Genomic DNA, 22,342 nt, shown 5'->3' on the forward strand with positions numbered 1-22,342 from the left:
AAAAGGATTTAAGAAAATGTTGGAAAATCGCGAAAACCCAGTGCTCAGCGTTAGTAACTTGTCTATTGCGATTGGCAAAAATCAGATTACGCATAACGTATATTTAAACTTATATGCGGGCAAAATTAGTGCGCTGGTTGGCGAATCTGGTTCGGGAAAGTCCTTAACTTCGTTGGCGTTAATGGGTCTTCTTCCAGGCGATTTTAGTGTTTCTGGCAAAGCGGTTATTAATACAAGCGCTAATGACAGTTTGGATTTACTAAGCAATAATGCTCCGTATTCTTATATTCGTTCGGGGCTTATTTCAATGGTATTCCAAGAGCCATCTACAGCATTTAATCCAGTTATGCGCATTGGCAAGCAAATTGAAGAGTCATTAAAATATCATCACGAAAAGTTTGGCAAGATGAGCGCTCGCGCTAAAAAATCGCGAGTTCTTGATTCCCTTAGCGAGGTTGGCCTAAAGGATGTAAATCGCGTTTATAGGTCTTATCCGCACGAACTTTCTGGAGGGCAGCTTCAGCGCGCAATGATTGCAATGGCAATTATTAATCAACCTTCTTTGCTTATTGCAGACGAGCCTACAACAGCTTTGGATGTTACAACTCAGCGTAAGATTTTGCAGCTTTTGCGCGATTTAGCTAAAAAGCATAATATTGCGGTTTTGATTATTACGCATAATATGAGCGTTGTTAAGGCTGTTGCAAACACAGTTTATGTTATGAACAGTGGCAGTATTGTTGAAAGTGGGCTAGTTAAAGATGTGTTTTCTAATCCTAAAAACAGCTATACGCGATCTCTTTTAGACTCTATTGTTGATTTTGATATTAGTAATTTAGCTAGCGAATCAACTAGTTCGGAGGCTGGCGATTTTTGCGTAAACATTCAAAATGTTTCTGCTAAATATGCTAAGTATTCTAAAATTTTCAACCCTTCTAAATACGCAATAAGTGATTTGAACCTTAATATTTTAAGGGGGAAAACGCATGCGCTGGTTGGCGAATCTGGTGCTGGAAAAACAACGATTGCAAAGCTTATTTCTGGTCAGCTTAAGCCAGAATCTGGCAGCATAAGCATAGAGGGTCTTAATTTATACTCCGATTGCAAAAAACGCGCAAATCGCAAGATTTTAAGCAATATTGGGTTCATTTTCCAAGATTCTGGCTCGGCGCTAAATCCTTTAAAAACTGTAGGTTGGAGCATTGCCGAGCCTCTTATTGTCAATAAAAGTCTTAGCGAAGAAGAGCGCAAAAAGCGCGTGGAGCTTGTTCTTAATCAAGTGCATTTGCCATTAAGCTTAATAAACAGGTTCCCGCACGAGCTTTCTGGCGGTCAAAAACAGCGAGTTGGCATTGCGCGAGCGTTAATAAATCGTCCTTCTTTGATTATTGCAGATGAGCCAACTTCGGCGTTAGATGCAAATCATTGCCTAAAAATCCTAAATCTTTTAAGTAGCTTGCAAAAGCAGTACAACTTTTCGTGCTTGTTTATAACGCATGATTTGGCTTTAGTAAGCCGCATTGCTAGCCAAGTTAGTGTTATAAAAGGCGGAAGGATTGTTGAGCAGGGAAGCGTTAAAGATGTATTGCGTTTACCTAAAAATCCATACACGCGCAGTCTTATTGATGCTGTTTTGCAATGATTATGTTTGTGCTAAAAAGTACCATTGTAAGAGTTTATTAGGAGGTTTTTATGTCTTCGTGCGCTCCAATAGGTGTATTTGACTCTGGGTTAGGTGGTATTTCTGTAGTTCGTGAGCTTCGAGAAGCAATGCCAAATGAGCGCATTATATACTTTGGGGATTCTGCTAATGCTCCATATGGCATAAAAACTCCGCAAGAAGTGCGTGAGCTTAGTTTTAAGATTGTTGAGCATTTTGCAAGTCTTAATGTTAAAGCTATTGTTATTGCTTGCAATACTGCCACTTCTGCTGCTGTTAAAGATTTGCGTGAGCACTATAGTATGCCGATTATTGGCATGGAACCTGCTCTTAAGCTTGCTTGCGATTTAGGTGGCGGCAAGCCTCAGCGCGTGATTGTTGCTGCTACTCCTTTAACGCTTAAAGAGCGCAAGTTTGCGGAACTTATGAATCGTTTTACGCAAGATCACCAAATTTTTTCTAGACCGTGTCCAGATTTGGTAGAAATTGTGGAAAATGGTGATTTAGGCAATAAAAATATTGTTATGAGTGCTTTGCATAAGTATTTTGATTCTTATGATTTAAACAATATTGATTCAGTTGTTTTAGGCTGTACTCATTTTGTGTTTTATAAAAGTTATTTTCGTGAGTTTTTGCCTGATTGCGTGAAGATTGTAGATGGTAATGCTGGCACTATTCATCATCTTAAAAGCGTCTTAGATTCAATGAATCTTCTTGCGGATAAAGATGACGAGGGGAGTGTTTTGCTCACTAACTCCGATTCAAGCGATCGTATTGCTAAGCTATCGCAATCTCTGCTTAATAGTGACTGCTGATTATAACTTTAATTTAAATTGCAGCTTATAAATATGTGATGAAATATGTGATGAATTTAGTTGTATAAGCTTTTGATTCAACTAAATATAGCATGACCGTATTTGCTTAAAATTAATAGCACGATTACGAATATCCATAGTGAGTCTACGATTAAATCGTAGTTAATTCTGTAATACGCGTTTAGAATTTTATTTTTTAATCCAATTCCTTGCGCGCTAACTGTTGCGTGGCTAAGTGACATGAATTGTATAGTAGTGCAAAACATTAGTACTAAGCACCATGGGCAAAGAACTTGTATTACGAACATTGATTGAGAAAACAGCCAATACGCGTACAAGAGTGCGCATAACCCGCCTACCCAACTAAATATCGCTAGCCATTTTGGAAGTTTTACTTTTGCTATTCCAATTACAGCAAGTGTTACAAATACGCTTTCGGCGGCTATTCCAAAGAAGGCGTTAGGGAAGCTTAGTTCGCCAAATCGTATGAATTCTGCTTGCCATGTTTGAGCTACTTTAGAGCATGATATGAGAGTGTTTATATCGCATCCAAGCGCTTTGTGCGGTGTGCGCGCAAGAGCTAAAGTTTCAGAAGATAATATTAGAGATGTTAGAAGGGCTATTGCAGAAGTAACTAGCATAATAGCGTAAACCCAAGTAGCAGAATGTCTCCAGCCTTTTAATGAGTTTGTTTCGTAAAGTGTTTTTTCGTCTACATTGTTTTCCGTTTTAGATAGCTCATTTATATTTGTGAGTTCTGTTTGTGAATTACAGCTATCCATAAGTACTCCTGTAAACGCTAATAATGTAGGGATTAATCGTTTATAAGATAAACGTTACATGCCACAGTTTACGATAATTGTATGACTGTAACTAGCACTAGCGCTGATATTGATTTTTTTGCAAACCCTGATGAGAATAATTCTGGTTGGGATTTGCATTGTCATACCTTTTATTCCGATGGTACAAAGTCGCCAGAAGATTTGGTAAATGAAGCTAAAACTATTGGTCTTAAAGGTGTGGCTATTACAGATCACGATACTACTGCTGGTTGGAGTGATTTTAAAGAAGCTGCTAATATTGCGGATTTTCCAGTTATTTTTGGATCCGAAATCACATCTGTAGAAGGTAATATATCTGTTCATATGCTTGCTTATCGTTATAATCCAAACGACGAGTGCATTATTGAAATGTTTGATTTAACAAGGAAACGTCGTTTAAATCGTACGCGTAAAATGGTGGAGCTTATGTCGCACGATTTTCCGATTACTTGGCAAGATGTTCTTAATCAAGCAGGTAAAGGGAATCTGACTACGATTGGCAGACCACATATTGCAGATGCATTGGTTTCTGCAGGTGTTTTTGAAACAAGATCTCAGGCTTTTGCAGGGCCAGTAGCGCCTCATGGACCTTATTACATTCCTACGCCTTCTCCCAGCGTTGATGAAGTTATTAAAGTTATTAAACATGCTGGGGGAGTGAGTGTTATTGCACATCCTGCGGATTATAGTAGGAATCCTGTTATTCTTTCAGACTCTCAAATTGCTTATTACGCTAGTTTAGGTCTCGATGGTTTAGAAGTGTATCATCGTGGTAATTCTTTAACGCAAAGACAAAGACTATTTGGATTAGCAAAAGACTTGGATTTGCTTGTTACTGGCGGCTCTGATTGGCACGGAAGCGGGAAACCAAATAGTCTTGGTGAAGAAACAACTAGCGACGAAGTAGTGAGTAAAATCCTAAATCGCTAGTTTTGTAATTACAATGCGTTGAAACCAACAGTGTGTGTTGGGGTATCTCCGATTATTGCATAGGCAAAAGAGTTGCTAGGTACAACAATTTTCCTGTTATTTTTATCTGTAATGGTGATTAATTTTTCGTCTTTGATTGCATTGGTTATAATATTCTGCACGTCTTCTTCGCTTTGTTCTGATTCAAAGCTGATAGTGTCGTTTACGTGTTTAACTCCGATTGTTACCTTCATTTTGTTTCCTTTAATACTTTTGATACTTTTAATAATTGGTTTCTTTGATTTTACTTAATATTTAGCATCTAATATTTAGCATTTACGAATTACTCAGTTTGTCTTTAGCATCTTTAATAGCTTGATCTGCATCTTTTAGCATTGGGATAATAATAGTTGCTGGCTTATCTAAATCTTCATTGTTATTTTTGCCAGTATTTTCTACATTGTTATCTTTGCTTTCGATGCTGTTATTGCTCTCAATCTTGCTTTCGATGCTTCCGTCACTATTCTTGTTACTATTATCGGCGTTATTGATAATGCTATTTATAACTTGTGTTTCTAGATTATCAGCAACAGATGTAGTTTTAGTAGCATTCGTATTATCAGACTCTTTGTAAGAATCTTCTTGCGCTTGTGAATTTGAATAGTTCACTTTTGTAGGGTTTTCACTCGTGCTGTCGTTATTGCTGTTTAAAGCAATTGTCTGACTTTTAGCACTTATATTGCTCTCATTTGTGGCATCAGAAGATTCAATAGTATCGTCTTTAACTATATCTCCTACAGTTAGAGAAGACGCAGGATTTGCGCTTGAATTGTTGTTTTGATTAGCATTTGCGTTTCTAGAATTGTTTATACGCGTAAGCTCGTGAGCAAGACGTTCTACTTGTGCTTTAAAGCGCATGATCCCAGTTGTATCCGCACGCTGCAAAGCTTGAACAAAGTCGCCAACCTGCTCCATTTGAAGCCATAGGTTTGCGCGAAGCATAATCATGCTGTCTAATCTGGCTCCTAGCATTCTTCCGTAAGCGCTAAGAAGTGCATTCCTATGCTGTTCATTAAGTTTTGCAAAAATCCACGCTAAATCTCGCGCAGGATCGTTGATTTGCATGCTCTGCCAATTGGTTATTGCAGTAATCGTAGATCCAGAAAATAGAAAATCTCCATCTTTAAAACCGCCGTGAACAGGGCAAGTGTCAAATGCCCACAATCCATCGGTTTCAAGCACTCTGGACCAGTTATCGGTGATTTCAGTAGGAATGTGACCAGCTTGACGTAGCCTTTTAATCCAAGATGTTAATTGTGCTCGAATCTGACCAGTAGTAAAAGTAGGGTAGCCGCCTTTTGTTAAAAATGCTGGGCTTAGTCGGTGAATTGCGCCCATGGCTGTGCCAGCGTTTACGCAATCGTCTGTTGTAAGAAGGCTTAATTCTCTAGCGCTTCCGTTTAAATGTGGGCAAATCAATACTGTTGGATTATTAAAATCTGCCTGTCCAAGTCTTTCGCCATATAAGCTGTTTGAATCAGATTGGTTATCTTCTTGTGTAGATTGTGTAGATTGCGCAGCTTTTGTATTTTGCGTATTTTGATTGTTCTGGTTTGAAAGGGAGCCAGGAACAAACTTAAGCATTTCTTCGTGTGCAAATCCAAGAGCTGCAAGTCCTTTGGTTTTTTGCAGCACCCATGCTGCTCTAGCTCTGTCGTGTAAGCGTTTTTGCCCTTTTTTCTCGGAGCTTACAAAAATGTCATAAAGGTTACCAGAAACGTCTTGAATAACGGCATGAGATATTCCCGCAGCGGCATCGGTGGCGTTTGCCTGCTCACTTTGGCGGGTTCCGGCGAATTGTACTTCTGGCATGACCGATGAGGCCAGCGCTACCAACTTGAATCTGCTTATCTGTGTCACAGTTCAACAGTAATACAAAGCAGCGAGATATAGTCAAATAACCTTTAACCACATTTGTGTTTTAATCTTTTATTTTTTCTTTGTTTGCTGTAACAATAGAAATATGATTTCTTCTCCAGAGTCATTATTGAATGATTTAGATGATTCACAGCGTGCAGCAGCCATGGCGTTAAATGGTCCTGTTCGCATTGTGGCGTGCGCTGGTGCTGGTAAAACTCGCACTATTACACGCAGAATAGCGTATGCGTGTGCTAAAGGAGAATGGGATGAAAATCGCGTTTTGGCGGTAACTTTCTCTGTAAAGGCTGCTAAAGAAATGCAAGAACGTCTTAAAAAATTAGGTGTTAATAATGCGACTGTTGCAACTTTTCATTCTGCAGCATTAAAACATTTACGTAAGGTATGGGATTCAGTGTGCTCAGCTCCTTTTCCAAGAATAATGGATGATCCTAAAGAAGTTACAGAGCAAGCATTGATTCATTACACAGATCTTGCAAATATGACGTCTGTGCAAATAAGAGATATTATTTCAGAAATTGATTGGGCGAAAGTTTCGCTTATTGCACCAGATGATTATGCGAAAGCATATGCTTGTGTTCATAGAGAACTCCCTGCGGGCTTAGATGTTAAACAATTCGTAGAAGTTTATAAAGCGTACGAGATTGAAAAAAATACGCGTAATCTTATTGATTTTAACGATTTGCTCCTTTTAACCTGTCATATTTTAAGATCTTTCCCTAATGCTGCTAAACAGATTCGTAGTTTAATAGGTTGGGTTACTGTTGATGAGTATCAGGATGTTTCGCCGTTGCAACATGAGCTTCTTGTACTATGGTTGGGCGATAACCGCAATATTTGCGTTGTTGGAGATCCTGCCCAAACCATCTATTCTTTCGCTGGTGCTAGTAGCTACGATTTACTTGAGTTTCCAAAAGAATTTGCACCAATCTACGCGGATATTAGTTTGAATACGGATTACAGGTCTACAGAACGTATTGTTGGTCTTGCTAATCGTGTTCTTTCACAATCTGCGTGTAGGCGTGATTATTTAAAATTAAAATCAAATATTAAGGGTGGCGCTCGCGTTTCCAAAAGTATTTATAATACTGATTACGATGAGGCTCTTTCTGTTGCTCAGCAGATTTCTAAAGCTGTTAAATCGGGGGATGCGCTTCCTACGGATTTTGCTATTCTTACGCGCACTAATGTTCAGCAGAATATGTTTTGTAGAACATTAGGTAGCTTGGGCTTACATTTTTCTGTTAAAAAAGATGCTGGTCTTCAACCTGATGTGCTCGATAATAATATAGATAATACAGAAGTAAGCAATTCCAATTCATCGGTTGCTGGCGACTTATCCTTTGCTGATACAGATAATAAGTTTGTAGATAATGTTTCCGAAAAGAAGCATGTTGATTTAATTAAAAAATCTTTACTTCCTGTAACTATATCTACAATTCACGCGTCTAAAGGTTTGGAATTTAAACACGTTTTTTTGGTTGGCTGTTCTGAAGGTCTTCTTCCTTTTGGATCTTCTGTTAGTAGAAGTGAAGATGAGGATGAAGAAGAACGCAGACTTATGTATGTTGCAATAACAAGAGCGGAAAAAACCTTGCATATTTCTTACGCTCTTTGCAAGGATTATGGAAGTGGTATGCAAAGAACTGTAAGTCATTTCTTAGAATAATTTGTTTAAAATAATTCTAAGAAAATCGCAAGTTTTTCCGCTCTGTTTTATTATTTCTATTCATTTATTATTCATTTGTTATTTATTTATTGTTATTTATTATTTATTTATTTATTATTCACTTATTATTTATTTATATCTGAATCGGGATTTGAATCAGAATCAGTTTCACCGTTATCTGAATCTTCGTCAGCATTGTTGTTTGCGTCATCAGATTCGTCGTCAGACGTGTCATTAGATGCTAACAGTTTGCTTAATTCATCGTCCCAATTCACATCTTTGAGTTTCTTTTCTAAATCTTCACTATTCTTGAAGTCTTCCAAATTAGGCATATTCATGCTTGATTCTTTTGACTCTTTATTTGTTTCAGTTTCCGATTCAGAATTAGACTCAGCATTAATTTCAGCATTAGTCTCAACATTATCATTTTTCTTATTTTCATAAGAATTTTCATGTTCAGACTCGTCGTTATCAATCTTAGAAGCTGACGACTCTTCATTATCTGTAGAATCAGCCTCATAGGATTTGCTTGCCTCATCTTTGTTTGTAGAATCTGCAGAATCTATTTGCTTATTATTATCTGTGCTATTTTCATCTGTAGTATTCGTTTTTTTATCACTTGCGTTTGCCTCATCCTGAGACTCTGGTAAATCAGGCAAAAGATCAGGATGATTCCACATAGAGTCTCGCTCCTCAATGCCTTTTTCGTTTGTGATTGAATCCCATAATGCTGCAGCTTCTCGCATTCTGCGCGGTCTTAATCTCAATCCGATAAGAGATTCAAAAGTTATTTCCGAAGGTCCACCTGCAGCGCGCTCGCGTCTCATCATCTCTCTAAGTTGATCGATGTGTGGAATATGTGCCATTCCAGCACGCCAAATAACGCAATCAACCCAGCCTTCTGTAAGAGCAAGAAGTGTTTCCAGTCCTTTAAGAGCCTGTTTTTGACCCTCTGTTTCTGTATCTGCAACTTTAGAAATATCCACCGCTCCAGAAACAGCTTCTGGATCCATTTCTTGAATATCTCTAAGCTGGTCTTCTACAGCATCTAAGTCAATAGAAATACCATCTGCATACTTTATAATCAGAGCTTCAAAACGTGGCATAAGCCATGGTACAGACGCAAACAAGCGAGCGTGTGCAAGTTCGCGTAAGGCAAGATAATTCATAACTTCTGTTACGTCTAATCCCCAGGTTTTTGCATAATCTATGCAATTGTATGGAATAAGACCTCCAGCTGGATTGTTAAGTAGTGCTATACCTTGATCGAAGCTTCCATGAACCTCGTGAGATAATGCTCCAGCAGCGTATCCTAGTTGCATAGCAAAAGATGTATTTCCGAGCAATCTCATAAACTGGTCAGGTTGTTTTACCTCATATGGCATAGGGATTGGCATAATTCCATCGTATATGCCATCCACTTCTGTATCTTGTGAATCGCCGAATCTTGCGGATATTACGCTTGTAAACGCCTCGCACACAGATTTTGCAACAGGGTTCGCGAATTTAACCCACGAATCTATTGTTCCTTCAATCCAATCAGATCTAGAAAGAATATCAGGTGTTCCTGGCGCAGGATTTAAGTTGCAACTTGTGTCTAGCCACAAGTTTGCTTGGCTAAGTGCTCTTCTGGCACAGTCTGCAACTTCAGCGTTTACGGTTCCTCCGTCGCTTGTTGATCTTTGAATAGCGATAGATTGTGCAAGCTTTTTATTTATTGGACCGTCTTCGAGAGTCACTCTCATTTCAAGAGGATTGTTTAATCCTCCTGTAGAAAAAGCTTGCATCATGGCGTGAACTTCGCCTGGTGTCGGAAGTCCTCCAATTCCACACCTTTCCTTGATGTGTTCGCGTATGTCAAAAGGGAGGTTCTCAAAGTTGTGCCATGCTTTTTCGCCTTGTTCAGAACCAAAGCAGTCGACGAGCCACTGGTGAATTTCTTCTTCGCTCATAGTTAAGTCCTTACAGTCTTAGTTAAAAGTCATCTAATATTTTCTACGTTATTTCGTATTCATTTATTAGTGTGACTTTTTGCAGCTTATTACAGATTCTACCTGATATACGGCAATTTTCATTCAATAAATCAATAATTTAAGTAACTTTTTTAATTTAATATTTTGAATGAATCCTAATTCCGTTATGCGTATGGCTTGAGTATAGAATTATTTCTTATGACTAATAAGATATTTGCTGTTTTTAATAATGGATGTATGACTGTTATAAGTTTTACGAGTAGAGTTTTTAATTATTTTGTTAAATATTTTTCTTCAAAATCCGTGCAGTATTTTATTGGACTAATCATTGGTATTCTTGCGATTATTGTGCTTTTTCTTCCTAGCGCATATGTTGTTGAAGAACCAGGACCAACTCAAGACGTTTTAGGAAAATCTTCTGGAAAATATGTGATAAACGTAGATAATCCTAATAATCCTAATAATCCTAATAAAAAAGCTGCTTCAGCTGTTTCGGGTTTAAAATCGCATTCAAAAAGTGGCAAATTGCTTTTAGTCACAGTAAATACGTCTGGAGTGCCAGGGTATGAGATTCCAAATATTTACGCTGTTTTATCTTGGTTTGATTCAAAAAAGCAGATTTTGCCGCGTGAGGTGTTAGTACCTGTAAATCAAAATGCAAGTGATTATAAAAAAGAAACAAATAAGCAGATGACTTCCTCGCAATCTTCTGCGCAAGTGGCGGCTTTGGATTATGCGAAGAAACATCTTAATGTGAATGTAAAAAACGTAAAAGTTAAGATGCATATAGACGATATTGGCGGTCCTTCTGCAGGAATGATGTATGCTTTGGGTATTTTAAACAAGTTAACTGGCGTAGATTTGGCTGGCGGCAAAACAATAGCAGGCACGGGAACCATTGATAATAATGGGAAAGTTGGGGCAATCGGCGGAATTCGTTTAAAGATGATATCTGCTAAAAGAGATGGTGCAAGATGGTTTCTAGCGCCAAATAGCAATTGTGATGAGGTGGTTGGCAATATTCCGCAAGGTTTAAACGTAGTAAGCGTTAAGACTTTAGATGATGCGTATAAAGCGTTGGAGAAAATTAAGGCTGGTAAAAGTATAAAGTCTTTTAAAACGTGTAATGCGAAGATGTAGAAGATGTAGAAGATGTTGCTTCATTTTTAACTCTTTATTTCTTTAACTCTTTATTTCTATTATCGAAAATCCTATATTTAGTATGTTTTATTATGCAAAGTGCTGCATATTGTGTTTTAAGACACGCCGAGTGTGATAATTTCGATGCTAAAAGCGAAAAATATAAAGTTTCCAATATATTTTTAACGTATTTTATGGTGATCTTTATAGAATCTAGGAATTTTTACGAATGTTAAAAAATGTGTAGATTTTCCTTGAATTTTCCTATGGGGGGGGGGGTACAACTGTATACGTGCTTTGCAGTAGTGCACTGTATTATTTTGCATTTGAGCGTTTGGCGCGAATTTAACTACTGGTTTTGTGGAAGCTAGGTATGCTTACGTTTATTTAACGCTTGCACGCTAGTTTTCATCGATAGTTTCGAGTCGGCTTACGTTTATTTACGTAACTTGATTGCGCGCTTTTTGCTTGCAATGCAGTGTTCTGCACCCCGGGCAATGCTTGTTGGCTTATAAAACCAACAAGCATGAGTATTCGAGCAGCTTTTAGATTTTAAGAAATCGAGGCGTTAGAATGTCACGGCTTCATGGCTTATTGAACTTGCGTAAGCAGTTTAGAATGCTTAATGCTTCCTCTTCAAATAGTTGCAGCCGTACTCTCTCAAAGCGTTACGTTTTCCGCGCGCTTTTAGCAATGCTCGTTGCCGTCGCCACCATAGTAACCATGCTCATCGTGCCGCCAGTACAAGAAGCTAAGGGTTATGCAGATGGTAAAGCACCGATTCACGCTTGGTGGAATAGTTTTGGTACAGGCTTTGTGTCTGGTTCTGGCTTTGGAATAGGGGATGCTCCTAATCAAATTGCTTCTAACGTTGAAGTTGTGCGCAATGTTTATGACTCTTCTACTGGTAGAAATAGAACTCAGATTAAATGGGAAGTGTTTTTCAATACTTATTCTCAAATGTACGAGAGTATTGTAACAGGTGAACCTTATAGCGGTAAGCAAGAAGATAAAGCGTTTGGTGGTAAAAGACCTCTTCTTATGGCTTGGCTTCCAAAAGGTATTGATAGAAAGAGTATAAGAATTAGTAGAAGGAAGTCTGGTAATAGAGCTGGTTACCGTAACTATGGCTGCTGGCCTGAAACAGACAAGTGGTATAGCGCGTTTCCAAAAGATAAACAGTTTGATAAAACTGATAACGGTCGTGGATGTAGAGCAATCCAGTATCAAGAGCCTATTGTTACAATTAATAAAACATTAGATGAGTTTGTTAACAGTAGTTCTAGATGGGCTCATTCGTTCGATGGTAATTTGTATGAAGGTAAAGCTGGTAAAGAGGGTGCTGGTAAAGATCAACAGCTATTTAACTCTTATTGGGATAATGCTTTAGGTACTTCCAGACTTACATCGTATTGCGATTCGAACGATAAGCATGACATGTGCGAAATTAGAAACTGGAAGAATGATTTCTCTACTGTTCTTGCTGACTGGGAAGTTTCAGGTAATACGGCTTTTCAGTGGAATATCACTGCGTTTGTTGATAGTAGTATGGAAAATCGCTCAGATTTAGTATTGAAGAATCTTCCGTTCTCAGCTGGATGGAACTCTGGCAAAGGTACATATTCCGAAAGCGATTTTGGAGATTTAGAAACGAAGAAAAATGGTGCTGTAGAAGTTAGAAGTAAGTGGACTTTTATTGGACCTTTCGATAGTGATGGCGATGGTATTCCAGATTCTATGGAAGGTTATGACCATAAGAATCCTGATGCTTTGCCTGATTTTAGTAATAGTGATCAGCCGCATACTGTTTTGAATAATATTACTGATCCAAATGGTAAGACTGAAATCAAGTATCCTCAATATTCGTCTAGCATGATGAATGATTATGTAAAGAAATTAAATAATCAGAATTTAAGCTCGGACACTACTTATGGTGGCGTAGAGAATGTGCCTGTTACTACGTATGGTACGCCTGTAACAATTAAGCCGTACGTTAATACTGGTTCTTGGCAGGGGTGGGATTTAGGCGACTGGGACGGTCAATATTCTCTACAAAACCATTATGGCGGTCACTATGTTGCAGGAAAAGATACGGATACTACTACTAATATTCCATCAGATTTTCCTAACGGCTCTAGCATGAAGTACGAGCTTACTTCTATTCCACAAGGTATTACGCAATCAAGTAGTTGTAGTACTGGTAAGAATAATTCTGACAAAGGCTGTGTGAGTATAGATAGTAAAACTGGTTATATTACTTATAATCCAGGAAGGTTGGATCGTAAAACCGAAGGTATTACTTTTAAGGTGAAGATTACGCACCCAACTCCTAGTGCCTACCAATACAACTGTAAGTATACGACACCGATGGTTCAGGAAAATGTACCTATAAAAATCAAGGTTGTTTCTAATGCCATGTTGTACAACCCGCAGTACAAGGAAACTACTGTTGCATACGATCCGAATCAGAAGAAGTTTAACCCTACTGATAGCGAAGAGCCTAAGAGTGTACGAGCTAACAAAAAGCCGTGGGTTAGAGTAGGTAATCTTCCTAAAGGTTCTACCTTTAAGTTAGAGAAGTATGGTAAATACGGTTCTCCTGTGCTTGATTGGTCTAAGATTGATTCGAAAAATACAGGAAACGGCAAAGTGACGTTTAGCCCGTCTAAAACACAAGCTGGTAAAAGTGAAAAGACGCCTGTGCTTGTTACGTACCCAGATGGTTCTACGTCTAAAGATAGTGATGCAGGTAATTATGACAAGGTCGTGTATGCTACTGTTAAAGTTGGTGATTTGCCAATTTCAGGCGGTGACTTGAATCTTGGTTTATATGACGGGAATAGCATAAATAATAATGGTTTCTGGGGCTTTTCCTTTAGAGATAAAACGAATCCTCACGAGATCGATAAGGGTAAGAAAATAGGTCTGTCAGATAAGGATCACAAGAACCCTAATAAGGGTATTGTGTTTGATTCTTGGGCAAAGAATGGTAAAGGTCCTATTACTTTCCGCGTGATATGCCATAGGACGGATGTACCTAATTCTCCGTTCGCGTTGCTTAAGCCTAAAGAAGGAAACAAAGAAGCTAGCGGAGAGATTAACGGCTTGCATTTTGAGGATTTCCGACAGTGGATTCGAGATAACGACAAGCGTTGCAAGGGCAAGGATTGCAGTAACGATAATCTCTACCTTCACTCTAGAGAATACGAAAATGACACTATGGAGCGTTCGCGCGCGATGATTGGTGGCACGCCTAAGGAAGGCGGCTCGTACGAGTGTAAAGTATTCGCTTTCCACGAAAAGTATGATGATAAAAACGATCACGGTGGTTCACTGAAAGCATTTGATGACACGGCGAAAAATGGTGGTCCTACTGAGTATTCAATACTTTTTAATAACTATGAAAGTATTAAAGCAACAACAAAAGGCTCAGAGTGGATTACTGACAGTTTCTACTTTAAAATCAAGCTTAAAGACAACCAAAAGTACAACCCGACTTATATGAAGATGCCAACTATTCAAGCTGGTAAGTCAATTAAGGATGGTAGGTATAGCAGTCCAACAAAAGACAGTATCAGCACTGATCAGCCAAAGAGTACTAAAACTGGAAATGGTGTTCCGAAGGATGAGCAAACTAGCATTCTTGATGATGACCTTCCTGATGGCACGTGGTTTGAGATTAAAAAGCTACTTAGAAAAGTAGATGACAAAAACCATTCTGATAAGTTTACGTTGCAACAAGAGAAGGAAACTTGGTCTAGGTTTGAAGACAGTGAAGACAACGTTACGCGCGATGAGCACGGCAATCCTGTTAAGAAGAGCGGCAAAGTAGTTACTTTAGATCAGCCTAATCGCGAATACGGTTCTGTAACTTTCCACCCAGATAAGTGGCAGTCTGCTGGCGAGTATTGGGCGGAAGTTAGAGTTCACTACCCAGACGGCTCTGTATCAGACGGCGAAGGCTCTGTAAACGAGAAGCACCCTGTGTATGCGAAGGTGAATGTTACTGCTAAGTCTGGCAATAATATATTTGGTCTTAACTTGTTTAGGTATACAACGGATTCTCAATACAGAACTATCAGCGTTGAAAATGGCATAAACCTTCATCCAGGAGATTTACTCGCTGGTAACGATCGTCCTATGTTTGATTCTTACTTAACAAACGCGATTGGCAATCTTCACCAGCATATGATTTGTTCAAAGCAAAGCAAGGATGGCAAGCAAACCGATTACACGTATGGCATTCTTCCTGGTCATGTTAATAATGAGAAGTCGCAGAAAGATAGCGAAAAAGACGGATTGCGACTTTTGGAACCGCAGACGATTTGGAAGCATTCATCACTTAAGGATCAGTTTGAGTGCAATACTAATGGCAAAAAGTGCAAGTCTGATACTTACTTATACGATGACTGGGTTGATAGCGATAAAAGCTATAACACTTTTGAGCGCACGCACGGATCTTTCGGCGGCGTGGCGCAAAAGACAGGCGACTATGTGTGCAAAGTCTACGTTATAAAGGGCGATCAGAAGAAGTCGGATGCGTTTAAGAATGCTGTTGAGGCTAATATCAAATCTAAGAAGAACGAAGACCCAGTTACAAGCGTTCTTAACGCTAGAGGTAATCCATATGGCAAAGAAGGCGAAGGCTACAAAATTGGCGCATTCTCTGTTCATATTCATAAGGACAACCAGCTGTACAACCCGACTTATACAAAGATGCCAACGATTTTGGCGGGTAGTACTTTTGACAAGAACCTTAAGAATCACAAGGCTGACATAAGCTCTGACACTCCGCGAAGCAAGAAGATTGTTAAAGACAGCAATAATCATGACGTTAATGCTAACGGCGTTCCAAAAGAGGATTTGGTTAACGTTAAGGAAGGCGCTCTGCCTGCTGGCACTTGGTACGAGATTAAGCGCTTTGTTAAGGCTGGCGATATTAAAAACTCGAAAGCAAAGAGTTTGCCTTGGGCTAACTTTGAAGACGGCGAAGATAACAAAGCTGATGGCAAGTCGGAAGCAGCCAGCAAGGACGCCACCGGCAAAGGCTCCGTCACCTTCCGCCCAGATAAGTGGCAGGATGATGGCGAGTATTGGGCTGAGATTAGGGTTCACTACCCGGATGGCTCTGTTTCGGACGGCGATGACTCCATCAACAAAGATCACCCTATCTACGCAAAGGTTAAGGTTACTAGACCAGATATTAGCGCTGGCGATTTGCATGTTGACGTGTACAAGTACTTTGACCATACAGCGTATAATTCCGATACCAATAAAGGCAGAGTCGACTCCGCAGATAACATTGCGAATGTTGACAACAAGGTTGGCGTTACTGTTATGCGCGGAATCGGCTTGCTGAATGACCTTGGTGTTGACTCATGGTCTACAAATAAGCGCGGCGGCATTACTCTAAGAACGTTGTGCAGGGATGCGAATGAGCCAGCTAAGGGCAGTGGTAATAAGTCTCAGGTTTGGAGCGAAAATCTAAATAAACTGTTCTTTAAGCTTAACGGCGGCGATAGTCAGAAAGTGTGGGGGCATGCGAACTTCCGGCAGCAGGAAACTTGCCGTAAGAACGGTAATAAGGGTGATGGCTGCGTTACTGATGTAGCTAACCCTATGCTTTTTGACAGCACTCGCGGAACTATGGAACGCTCACGCGGATTTATTTCAAACACTAAAGCGCCTACGGAGACTGGAAAATACTATTGTGCAGTGTTTGCGTTGAAGCCAGATGCTTTGACTGAGTACAAGAATGCTGTGAAGAAAGGCACGATTAGTGTTGTGAATAATAGCGATATTGTTAGCGCTATGAGCTTTAAGGGCGAGAGCGGTATTGACTATGCTGCAAAATTCTTCCCAGTGTACGTGGTGAAACCATTCAAATTACCAAAGACGGGCGGCGTGAACTGGAACATGTTTCTTGGTGGTGTTGTGTTTGTTGGCACTTCTCTGATGTTTATTGCATTGTTGCTTGATCAAAGCAAGTGGGGGCGTGCGCTCATCGCTGAGATTATCAAGATTATTAAAGTTTTTATCCGCAAAACCGCTAGAAAATGGCGCATTGAAAGGTGGCGATGCTGATGAAAATTTTCTGCAGCGCAAAAACTGCAGTATCAACGTTCCATGTGCTGGCAATGGCATTGCGTAGTTGCGTTACATAGTGATGTTACATAGCAATGGCAATTATGCCGAAGCATGGTTCGGATTTAATCTTGCTGCGCGCGGCGCAAATCGTAGCCGCCGACAGAGTTCATACAACTTGCAATGGCTCCGCCGACCGTGCGCAACACAAAACAGAAAACTTATCTCTTAAACCTGCTCGAAAGAGCAATAAAAAAGGAGAAATTATGAACAAGATAACAAAGCAATGCGTGGCGGCAATCGCCTCGCTCGCAATGGCTGGCACGCTGTGCGTTGCTGGCGCCGTGGTGGCTGGCAACTCAGCTTGGGCTGTGGATAATGCAGCTGCTGCTAAGGCTCCATGGGGAGATACTACTAAGACTGGTTCCATTACGATTCACAAGAAGGATGATACTTCTGGTACACCTGTTGGTCTTAACGGTGCAACCTTTACAATTCAGAAGGTTTTAAAGATTGGTAATGATAATGTTCCTGATCTTAAGAAGCAAGGGGATTGGATTACTCTTGCATCTAAAGTTAAGGAACTTAACGAAGCTGCGAAAGCTGGTAAGCCTACAGATAAAGTCACGTTTGATACAACGAATTTTGGCACTAATGGCAAGATGGAAAAGGTAACGGCTAAGTCTAGTAGTGAAGACGGCGTGGCAAAGTTCGATAATCTTGCAATCGGCTTGTACTACGTTGAGGAAACTAAAGTGCCAACAGGCTATAGCCCTGAGTTTACTCCATTCTTTATAACTGTTCCGCAAATTACGCGTGAAGATGGTAAAACCACCAACACTTATACATATGATGTAAGCGTTTCTCCAAAGAACTGGAATGCTAATGGTGGTATTACTAAGGATGCTCAAACTAGCAAGATGGTAGGTGCTGGAGACACGCTTCCATATGTGATTACTGCTAAGGTGAAGCTTCCACTAACGCCTGCTATGGATAAAACTAAGTTAGCCAGCTCTAATTTCACTGGCTTTAAGGTTTGGGATGATGCGTTAGCATCCGCATATAGCAACCTTACTAACTTTGGTGATACTGCAACTAATTATAAGGTTCAAGTTGGCGAGTACGATGCTCAAAATAAAACATTTAAGAAAGTTACTAGTGGTACTAATCCTGTAGATCTTACTAAAGGTACTGATTACAATATAGCTGTTAGCGACTCTGATGTTGATAAGGCTGGTACTACTGTTACTCGTAAGCGCATTCTGTTTACATTCGAAGATGCTGGTTTAACTAAGATTGCTAACGCATTTGGAACAACTGCTAGTGCGTTTGCTAGTAAGGATATTCGAGTTCAGGTAACTTTGAATCTTAAGATTAATAAAGATTTTGGTAAAGACACTGTAAAGACTGAACTTACTAACAAGTATGGTTTTAACCCAGGCGGAGACAGCGGTAAGGATACACCTGGTACCGATACCAAGACTGTATTCCACAAGTTCCATGTCTTGAAGTATGACGGCACTGATACCTCAAAGAAGACAGTTCTTTCTGGGGCAGAGTTCAAGGCGTTTGCTGATAAAACCAAGGCTTTAGCGTGCGCAAAAGACACAACTAAGTGCGCTGAAACTAATGGAGCTATGCCTGGCTTTACTGCTACTAAACCAGCTACTGCAGGAACTGCTACTATCACTACAACTGGTAATGATGGCAAGACTTCTGATTATGTTGTAAAGACTACTGATGCGAATAGCAAGATTTATCTTGTTGAGGTTAATGCTCCAAAAGGTTATGTCCGCTCAGAAGATGTTCATGAAGTGGATACTGCTAACGCAAAAGATAATGAATCACTTGAGGTTCCAATTGCTGATGTTCCAACGAGCAATAACATTGAACACTGGTTCAAGCTTCCAAATACTGGTGCTTATGGCGTGATTATATTCGCCATCATCGGTTTGGGCTTAGTTGGTGCTGGTACATTCATGTACATGCGCAATAATCGCAAGAAGGAAGAAGAACAGGCTGCATGATTTGCTCAGTTTGATGAGTAAATCATAAACGATTGAGTCTATAAACGATTGAGTCTATAAACGATTGAGTCTGCATAAATTGAGTCTAGGAGCAAAATCCTAGACTCAATCCTATGTGGACTGTTAAAGCAACAAAACCCGTCGTTTTCCCGCTTTTTGTTGTTGATTTTGTGGTTTTAAGCAACATTTTCGGTAAGTTTTTCCCGATTTTGTTGTTAATTTTGCCGTTTTGAGCAACAAAAAGCGCAAAATCCCACTGCGTTTGTAGCAAAATCAAACCAAATATTATCTTTCATTAAATAGCTTTAGCTTGGAGGAGTTATGAGGCTAGCCGATATTAGCAATTTGTGCCGCTTGTTGAGCGAGCGCGCTGTTGCTAAATTGTTTAAGAATAAGGCGAAGCGTACCTCCAGTGTGGCTAGCACGAGCAATGTGGCTGGTGCGAGTGATTTGCTAGCGGAAAAGTCGTCAGCAACCGAAGAGCAAACTCCACAATCCAACTCAAGCCAAAAAACACAGAAAAACTTAAAAACACAGAAAACTTTTATACATCGCATAATTGAGCCGATTGCGTTAGTGCTAGCAGGCGTATTGTTCTTCAGCTACCCAGTGGCGTCAACACTGTGGAACAACCACGTGTCTAAACAAATTTCTATAGATTACGACAAAGTAAGTTACAATCAGGCCGCTGGCGTGCGAGAATCTATTCTAAGAAGTGCGCGAAAATACAATGCGCGCAGAAAAAAATTCTTTACAGCCGACCCGTATGACGGCAGTGACAATTACAAAAAAACAGCAGACTATAAGTCATATATCAAACAACTAGACGAACCAATGGGAATTATGGGAATCATAAAAATCCCGAAAATTGGCGTAAAACTACCAATTTACCATGGCACTTCGCGCGATGTCCTAGCTCGCGGAGCAGGACACTTGTATGGCACAGATTTACCTGTGGGCGGCAAAAACAGGCATACCGTTATAACAGCACACACTGGATTGCCTACAGCAACCATGTTTGACGGTTTAATCGACATGAAGCGTGGAGACTACTTCTACATTGATGTACAGGGCGACACGATGCGCTACAGGGTGTTTCGCATTAGTGTTGTAGACCCGCAGGATATCAGTTTGCTGCAGCGTGAGCCTGGGCGCGATTTGGCGACTTTGCTTACATGCACGCCGTATGGTGTGAACTCGCATAGGCTACTGATTACGGGGTATCGCGTGCTGCCGGACCCAGCGCACGCTCCAGAAGATCATCTTCAGTGGCCGCTTTGGATGACGCTGTTTGTAGCTGCTATGATTCTTTCGCTGTTGATAATTTCAATCATGGTAACTGGATACTTGCAAAAGCGTAAGAATAAATCAGATTTGCGCGGCAAGCACATACTGCGCGAGACCTGCCTTCGTGCTTAAAGCGTAACGCGCGAACTATTTTCCCGAGATTGTTTACGTATTTGGTGGTTTTGGGAACAAACACGTGGAAAAAATAAACAAACACGGGGAGCGATACGCTAACCAAGAAAAGCGGAAAGTGGGCGATGAGGGACTCGAACCCCCGACATCCACCGTGTAAAGGTGGCGCTCTAGCCAGCTGAGCTAATCGCCCGCTTGAAACAAGATACAGTATGGTGTGTACTAGATGCGTGATTCGCGATTTGCGTGTGTCTTTCAGAGTTTGTGTTTTGCGTTTTGAAGCGTCTTAACAATCGCGTAGAGTATATTCAATAATGATATGTTCAGGAGGTCTATTGTTTATGGCAAGTAAACCCGATACTGCGCGTAATTCTTCTGGTATTGAGCGCGTAGGTAAGCGCAAGAAGGGTTACAGCGTAGAGCAAGTTAATGATTTTCTTGAGCGTGCCCATTCTTTGTATGAGTCCGACGACATTCGTCTTACACAAAAAGATATTCAAGACGTGTCCTTCGATTTAGAAGATGAAGGATACGCTATACCTCAAGTTGATGCGGCTCTTTCTAGGTTGGAACGTGCTGTTGTAGATAAAACAACCGAATACGAAATTTCTCATCGCGGTAGAATCGTTTGGAAAGCACAAGCCGATAGTGAATACCGTGTTTTGCTTAATCATTCTCAGCGTGATTACAAGATGCGTTTTGATTCTGGTCAATCTCGCAAGCCTTCGTATGATAAAAAACAGGTCGATAATGTTGTTAATAAGACCTTAGATAAGATTTCTATTCTTCTTGGATATAAGCCAACGTGGGGTAATAGTTCAAGCGATCTTGATGGCATTGACGCAATGTTTGTTTCTAACGTGTTGTTTACACAGCGTTCTGGTAAACATGGATATGATGAGCGTCAAGTGGATTATTATTTGAACGCTTGCATACGATTGCTTAGTAGGCTTGAATCTTACGATCGTGTTTCTAAGTACCTAGATTTTGATTCTAATGGTGCTGCCGCATCTTCTGTTAACGCAGCATATAGTCAGACGACGCCACAGCCTGTGCAATCTGCAAATCCTATGCCTCCATCTGTTCCCGTTGAGCATAATGCGGATTCGTTTGTAGTAAATCCTGTTCAAAATACTGTTGAAGCAGATAATCCTGTTGCAAATGATATTTTTTCTAGAACTACAGTTGATGAAGTAGATTCGCATCATATTAGTGCAGATAGTGTGCCAGTCGTTGAGCATGTGGCAGATAGTGATAATAGTTCTGCACAGCATATTGAAGATATGCCTCAAGATAGGCAAAGCATTTTCGCACCTGTAGACAACAGTGTTGATAACAATAGTGGTGCTTCTCTTAACGATTTGCACCATGGGGATAGGGCTATTTTTACGCCTCATTCTGCTAATGTAGAGCCTAATGATGATACTGATGACGAGATGTCTCAGGCTTCTACTGTTATGCCTCCTACGTTCCCGCCATCGTATGCTCCGAAAGATTCCTATTCGCAGACTTATACAAGAGACAGTGCTATTCCAGCTGCACCTAGCCAAGATTCTTATAGTCAGAATCATGTTAATGCTGCTAATGCTAATGCTGTTAATACTAAAGATGATGATAAGAATGATTCAAAGAATAGTGCTTCAAACCCTGTTGGTGATTTGAATTTGTCTCTTCTTGCATCTCCTAAATTTGAGCCGTCGCAAAGTCTCAATCTAGATATTCCAGATCTTTCATTCCCAGTTATGAATCATTTTAATGCTTCTTCTGAAGATTTTAATGCTAACAATGCTGGCAATAATGATTCAGATGATTTGGATGATACTGGCGAATCTAATTTCGGTGGTTTTGTGAATCCAAGCCACAACTGATCTATAAAAATACTTTGGA

13 protein-coding genes and 1 tRNA gene are annotated in these 22,342 nt (G+C 40.1%); 9 read left to right on the forward strand and 5 right to left on the reverse strand.

Annotated elements, in window-relative coordinates; genetic code table 11:
- The first annotated feature begins 16 nt into the window (after positions 1 to 16).
- Both HXT46_RS01765 and murI read left to right on the forward strand, forming a co-directional pair.
- Positions 17 to 1,642, forward strand: a complete 1,626-nt coding sequence (locus HXT46_RS01765) for an ATP-binding cassette domain-containing protein (protein ID WP_421786181.1) — start codon at positions 17 to 19, stop codon at positions 1,640 to 1,642.
- A gap of 50 nt (positions 1,643 to 1,692) precedes the next feature.
- Positions 1,693 to 2,475, forward strand: a complete 783-nt coding sequence (murI, locus tag HXT46_RS01770; protein ID WP_004115668.1) for a glutamate racemase — start codon at positions 1,693 to 1,695, stop codon at positions 2,473 to 2,475.
- A gap of 77 nt (positions 2,476 to 2,552) precedes the next feature.
- Here murI and HXT46_RS01775 read toward each other — a convergent pair whose 3' ends face one another.
- Positions 2,553 to 3,257, reverse strand: coding sequence for a vitamin K epoxide reductase family protein (locus HXT46_RS01775; protein WP_004112337.1), 705 nt, complete (start codon positions 3,255 to 3,257; stop codon positions 2,553 to 2,555).
- 81 nt (positions 3,258 to 3,338) lie between these two features.
- On the opposite strand from HXT46_RS01775, the gene HXT46_RS01780 reads away from it, so the two are divergent.
- Positions 3,339 to 4,226, forward strand: a complete 888-nt coding sequence (locus HXT46_RS01780) for a PHP domain-containing protein (RefSeq protein ID WP_004137925.1) — start codon at positions 3,339 to 3,341, stop codon at positions 4,224 to 4,226.
- An 8-nt stretch (positions 4,227 to 4,234) separates the two neighbouring features.
- Here HXT46_RS01780 and HXT46_RS01785 read toward each other — a convergent pair whose 3' ends face one another.
- On the reverse strand, positions 4,235 to 4,459 hold the full coding sequence (locus HXT46_RS01785; protein WP_004112344.1) for a DUF3107 domain-containing protein: 225 nt from the start codon (positions 4,457 to 4,459) through the stop codon (positions 4,235 to 4,237).
- An 82-nt stretch (positions 4,460 to 4,541) separates the two neighbouring features.
- Positions 4,542 to 6,077: a phosphotransferase gene (locus HXT46_RS01790; RefSeq protein WP_004575051.1), complete on the reverse strand. Its 1,536-nt coding sequence runs from the start codon at positions 6,075 to 6,077 to the stop codon at positions 4,542 to 4,544.
- A gap of 151 nt (positions 6,078 to 6,228) precedes the next feature.
- Here HXT46_RS01790 and HXT46_RS01795 point away from each other — a divergent pair, with 151 nt between their 5' ends.
- A complete protein-coding gene (locus tag HXT46_RS01795; protein WP_004575085.1) occupies positions 6,229 to 7,812 on the forward strand; it encodes an ATP-dependent helicase in 1,584 nt (527 codons plus the stop codon).
- A gap of 125 nt (positions 7,813 to 7,937) precedes the next feature.
- Here the strand turns inward: HXT46_RS01795 and HXT46_RS01800 are convergent, their stop codons facing one another.
- Positions 7,938 to 9,764 (reverse strand): zinc-dependent metalloprotease, encoded by a 1,827-nt coding sequence (locus HXT46_RS01800; protein ID WP_421786185.1) that lies wholly within the window; start codon positions 9,762 to 9,764, stop codon positions 7,938 to 7,940.
- A 219-nt stretch (positions 9,765 to 9,983) separates the two neighbouring features.
- Here HXT46_RS01800 and HXT46_RS01805 point away from each other — a divergent pair, with 219 nt between their 5' ends.
- The 4 genes from HXT46_RS01805 to HXT46_RS01820 all read left to right on the forward strand — a co-directional run bounded on the left by HXT46_RS01805 (position 9,984) and on the right by HXT46_RS01820 (position 20,455).
- Complete coding sequence (locus tag HXT46_RS01805) at positions 9,984 to 10,925, forward strand: S16 family serine protease (RefSeq protein ID WP_009994622.1); 942 nt, start codon at positions 9,984 to 9,986, stop codon at positions 10,923 to 10,925.
- A gap of 618 nt (positions 10,926 to 11,543) precedes the next feature.
- A complete protein-coding gene (locus HXT46_RS01810; protein ID WP_421786318.1) occupies positions 11,544 to 17,009 on the forward strand; it encodes a Rib/alpha-like domain-containing protein in 5,466 nt (1,821 codons plus the stop codon).
- Between the two features lie 95 nt (positions 17,010 to 17,104).
- Entirely contained in the window at positions 17,105 to 19,036 is a 1,932-nt protein-coding gene (locus tag HXT46_RS01815; RefSeq protein WP_421786187.1) for a SpaH/EbpB family LPXTG-anchored major pilin, read from the forward strand.
- A 321-nt stretch (positions 19,037 to 19,357) separates the two neighbouring features.
- A complete protein-coding gene (locus HXT46_RS01820) occupies positions 19,358 to 20,455 on the forward strand; it encodes a class C sortase (RefSeq protein WP_421786189.1) in 1,098 nt (365 codons plus the stop codon).
- A 119-nt stretch (positions 20,456 to 20,574) separates the two neighbouring features.
- Here HXT46_RS01820 and HXT46_RS01825 read toward each other — a convergent pair.
- Positions 20,575 to 20,648: transfer RNA gene (locus HXT46_RS01825), tRNA-Val, on the reverse strand.
- Between the two features lie 148 nt (positions 20,649 to 20,796).
- Here HXT46_RS01825 and HXT46_RS01830 point away from each other — a divergent pair.
- A complete protein-coding gene (locus tag HXT46_RS01830) occupies positions 20,797 to 22,323 on the forward strand; it encodes a DivIVA domain-containing protein (protein WP_004112362.1) in 1,527 nt (508 codons plus the stop codon).
- Positions 22,324 to 22,342: the final 19 nt, after the last annotated feature.

Source organism: Gardnerella sp. DNF01204, assembly GCF_049244145.1.
Taxonomy (GTDB): domain Bacteria; phylum Actinomycetota; class Actinomycetes; order Actinomycetales; family Bifidobacteriaceae; genus Bifidobacterium; species Bifidobacterium vaginale.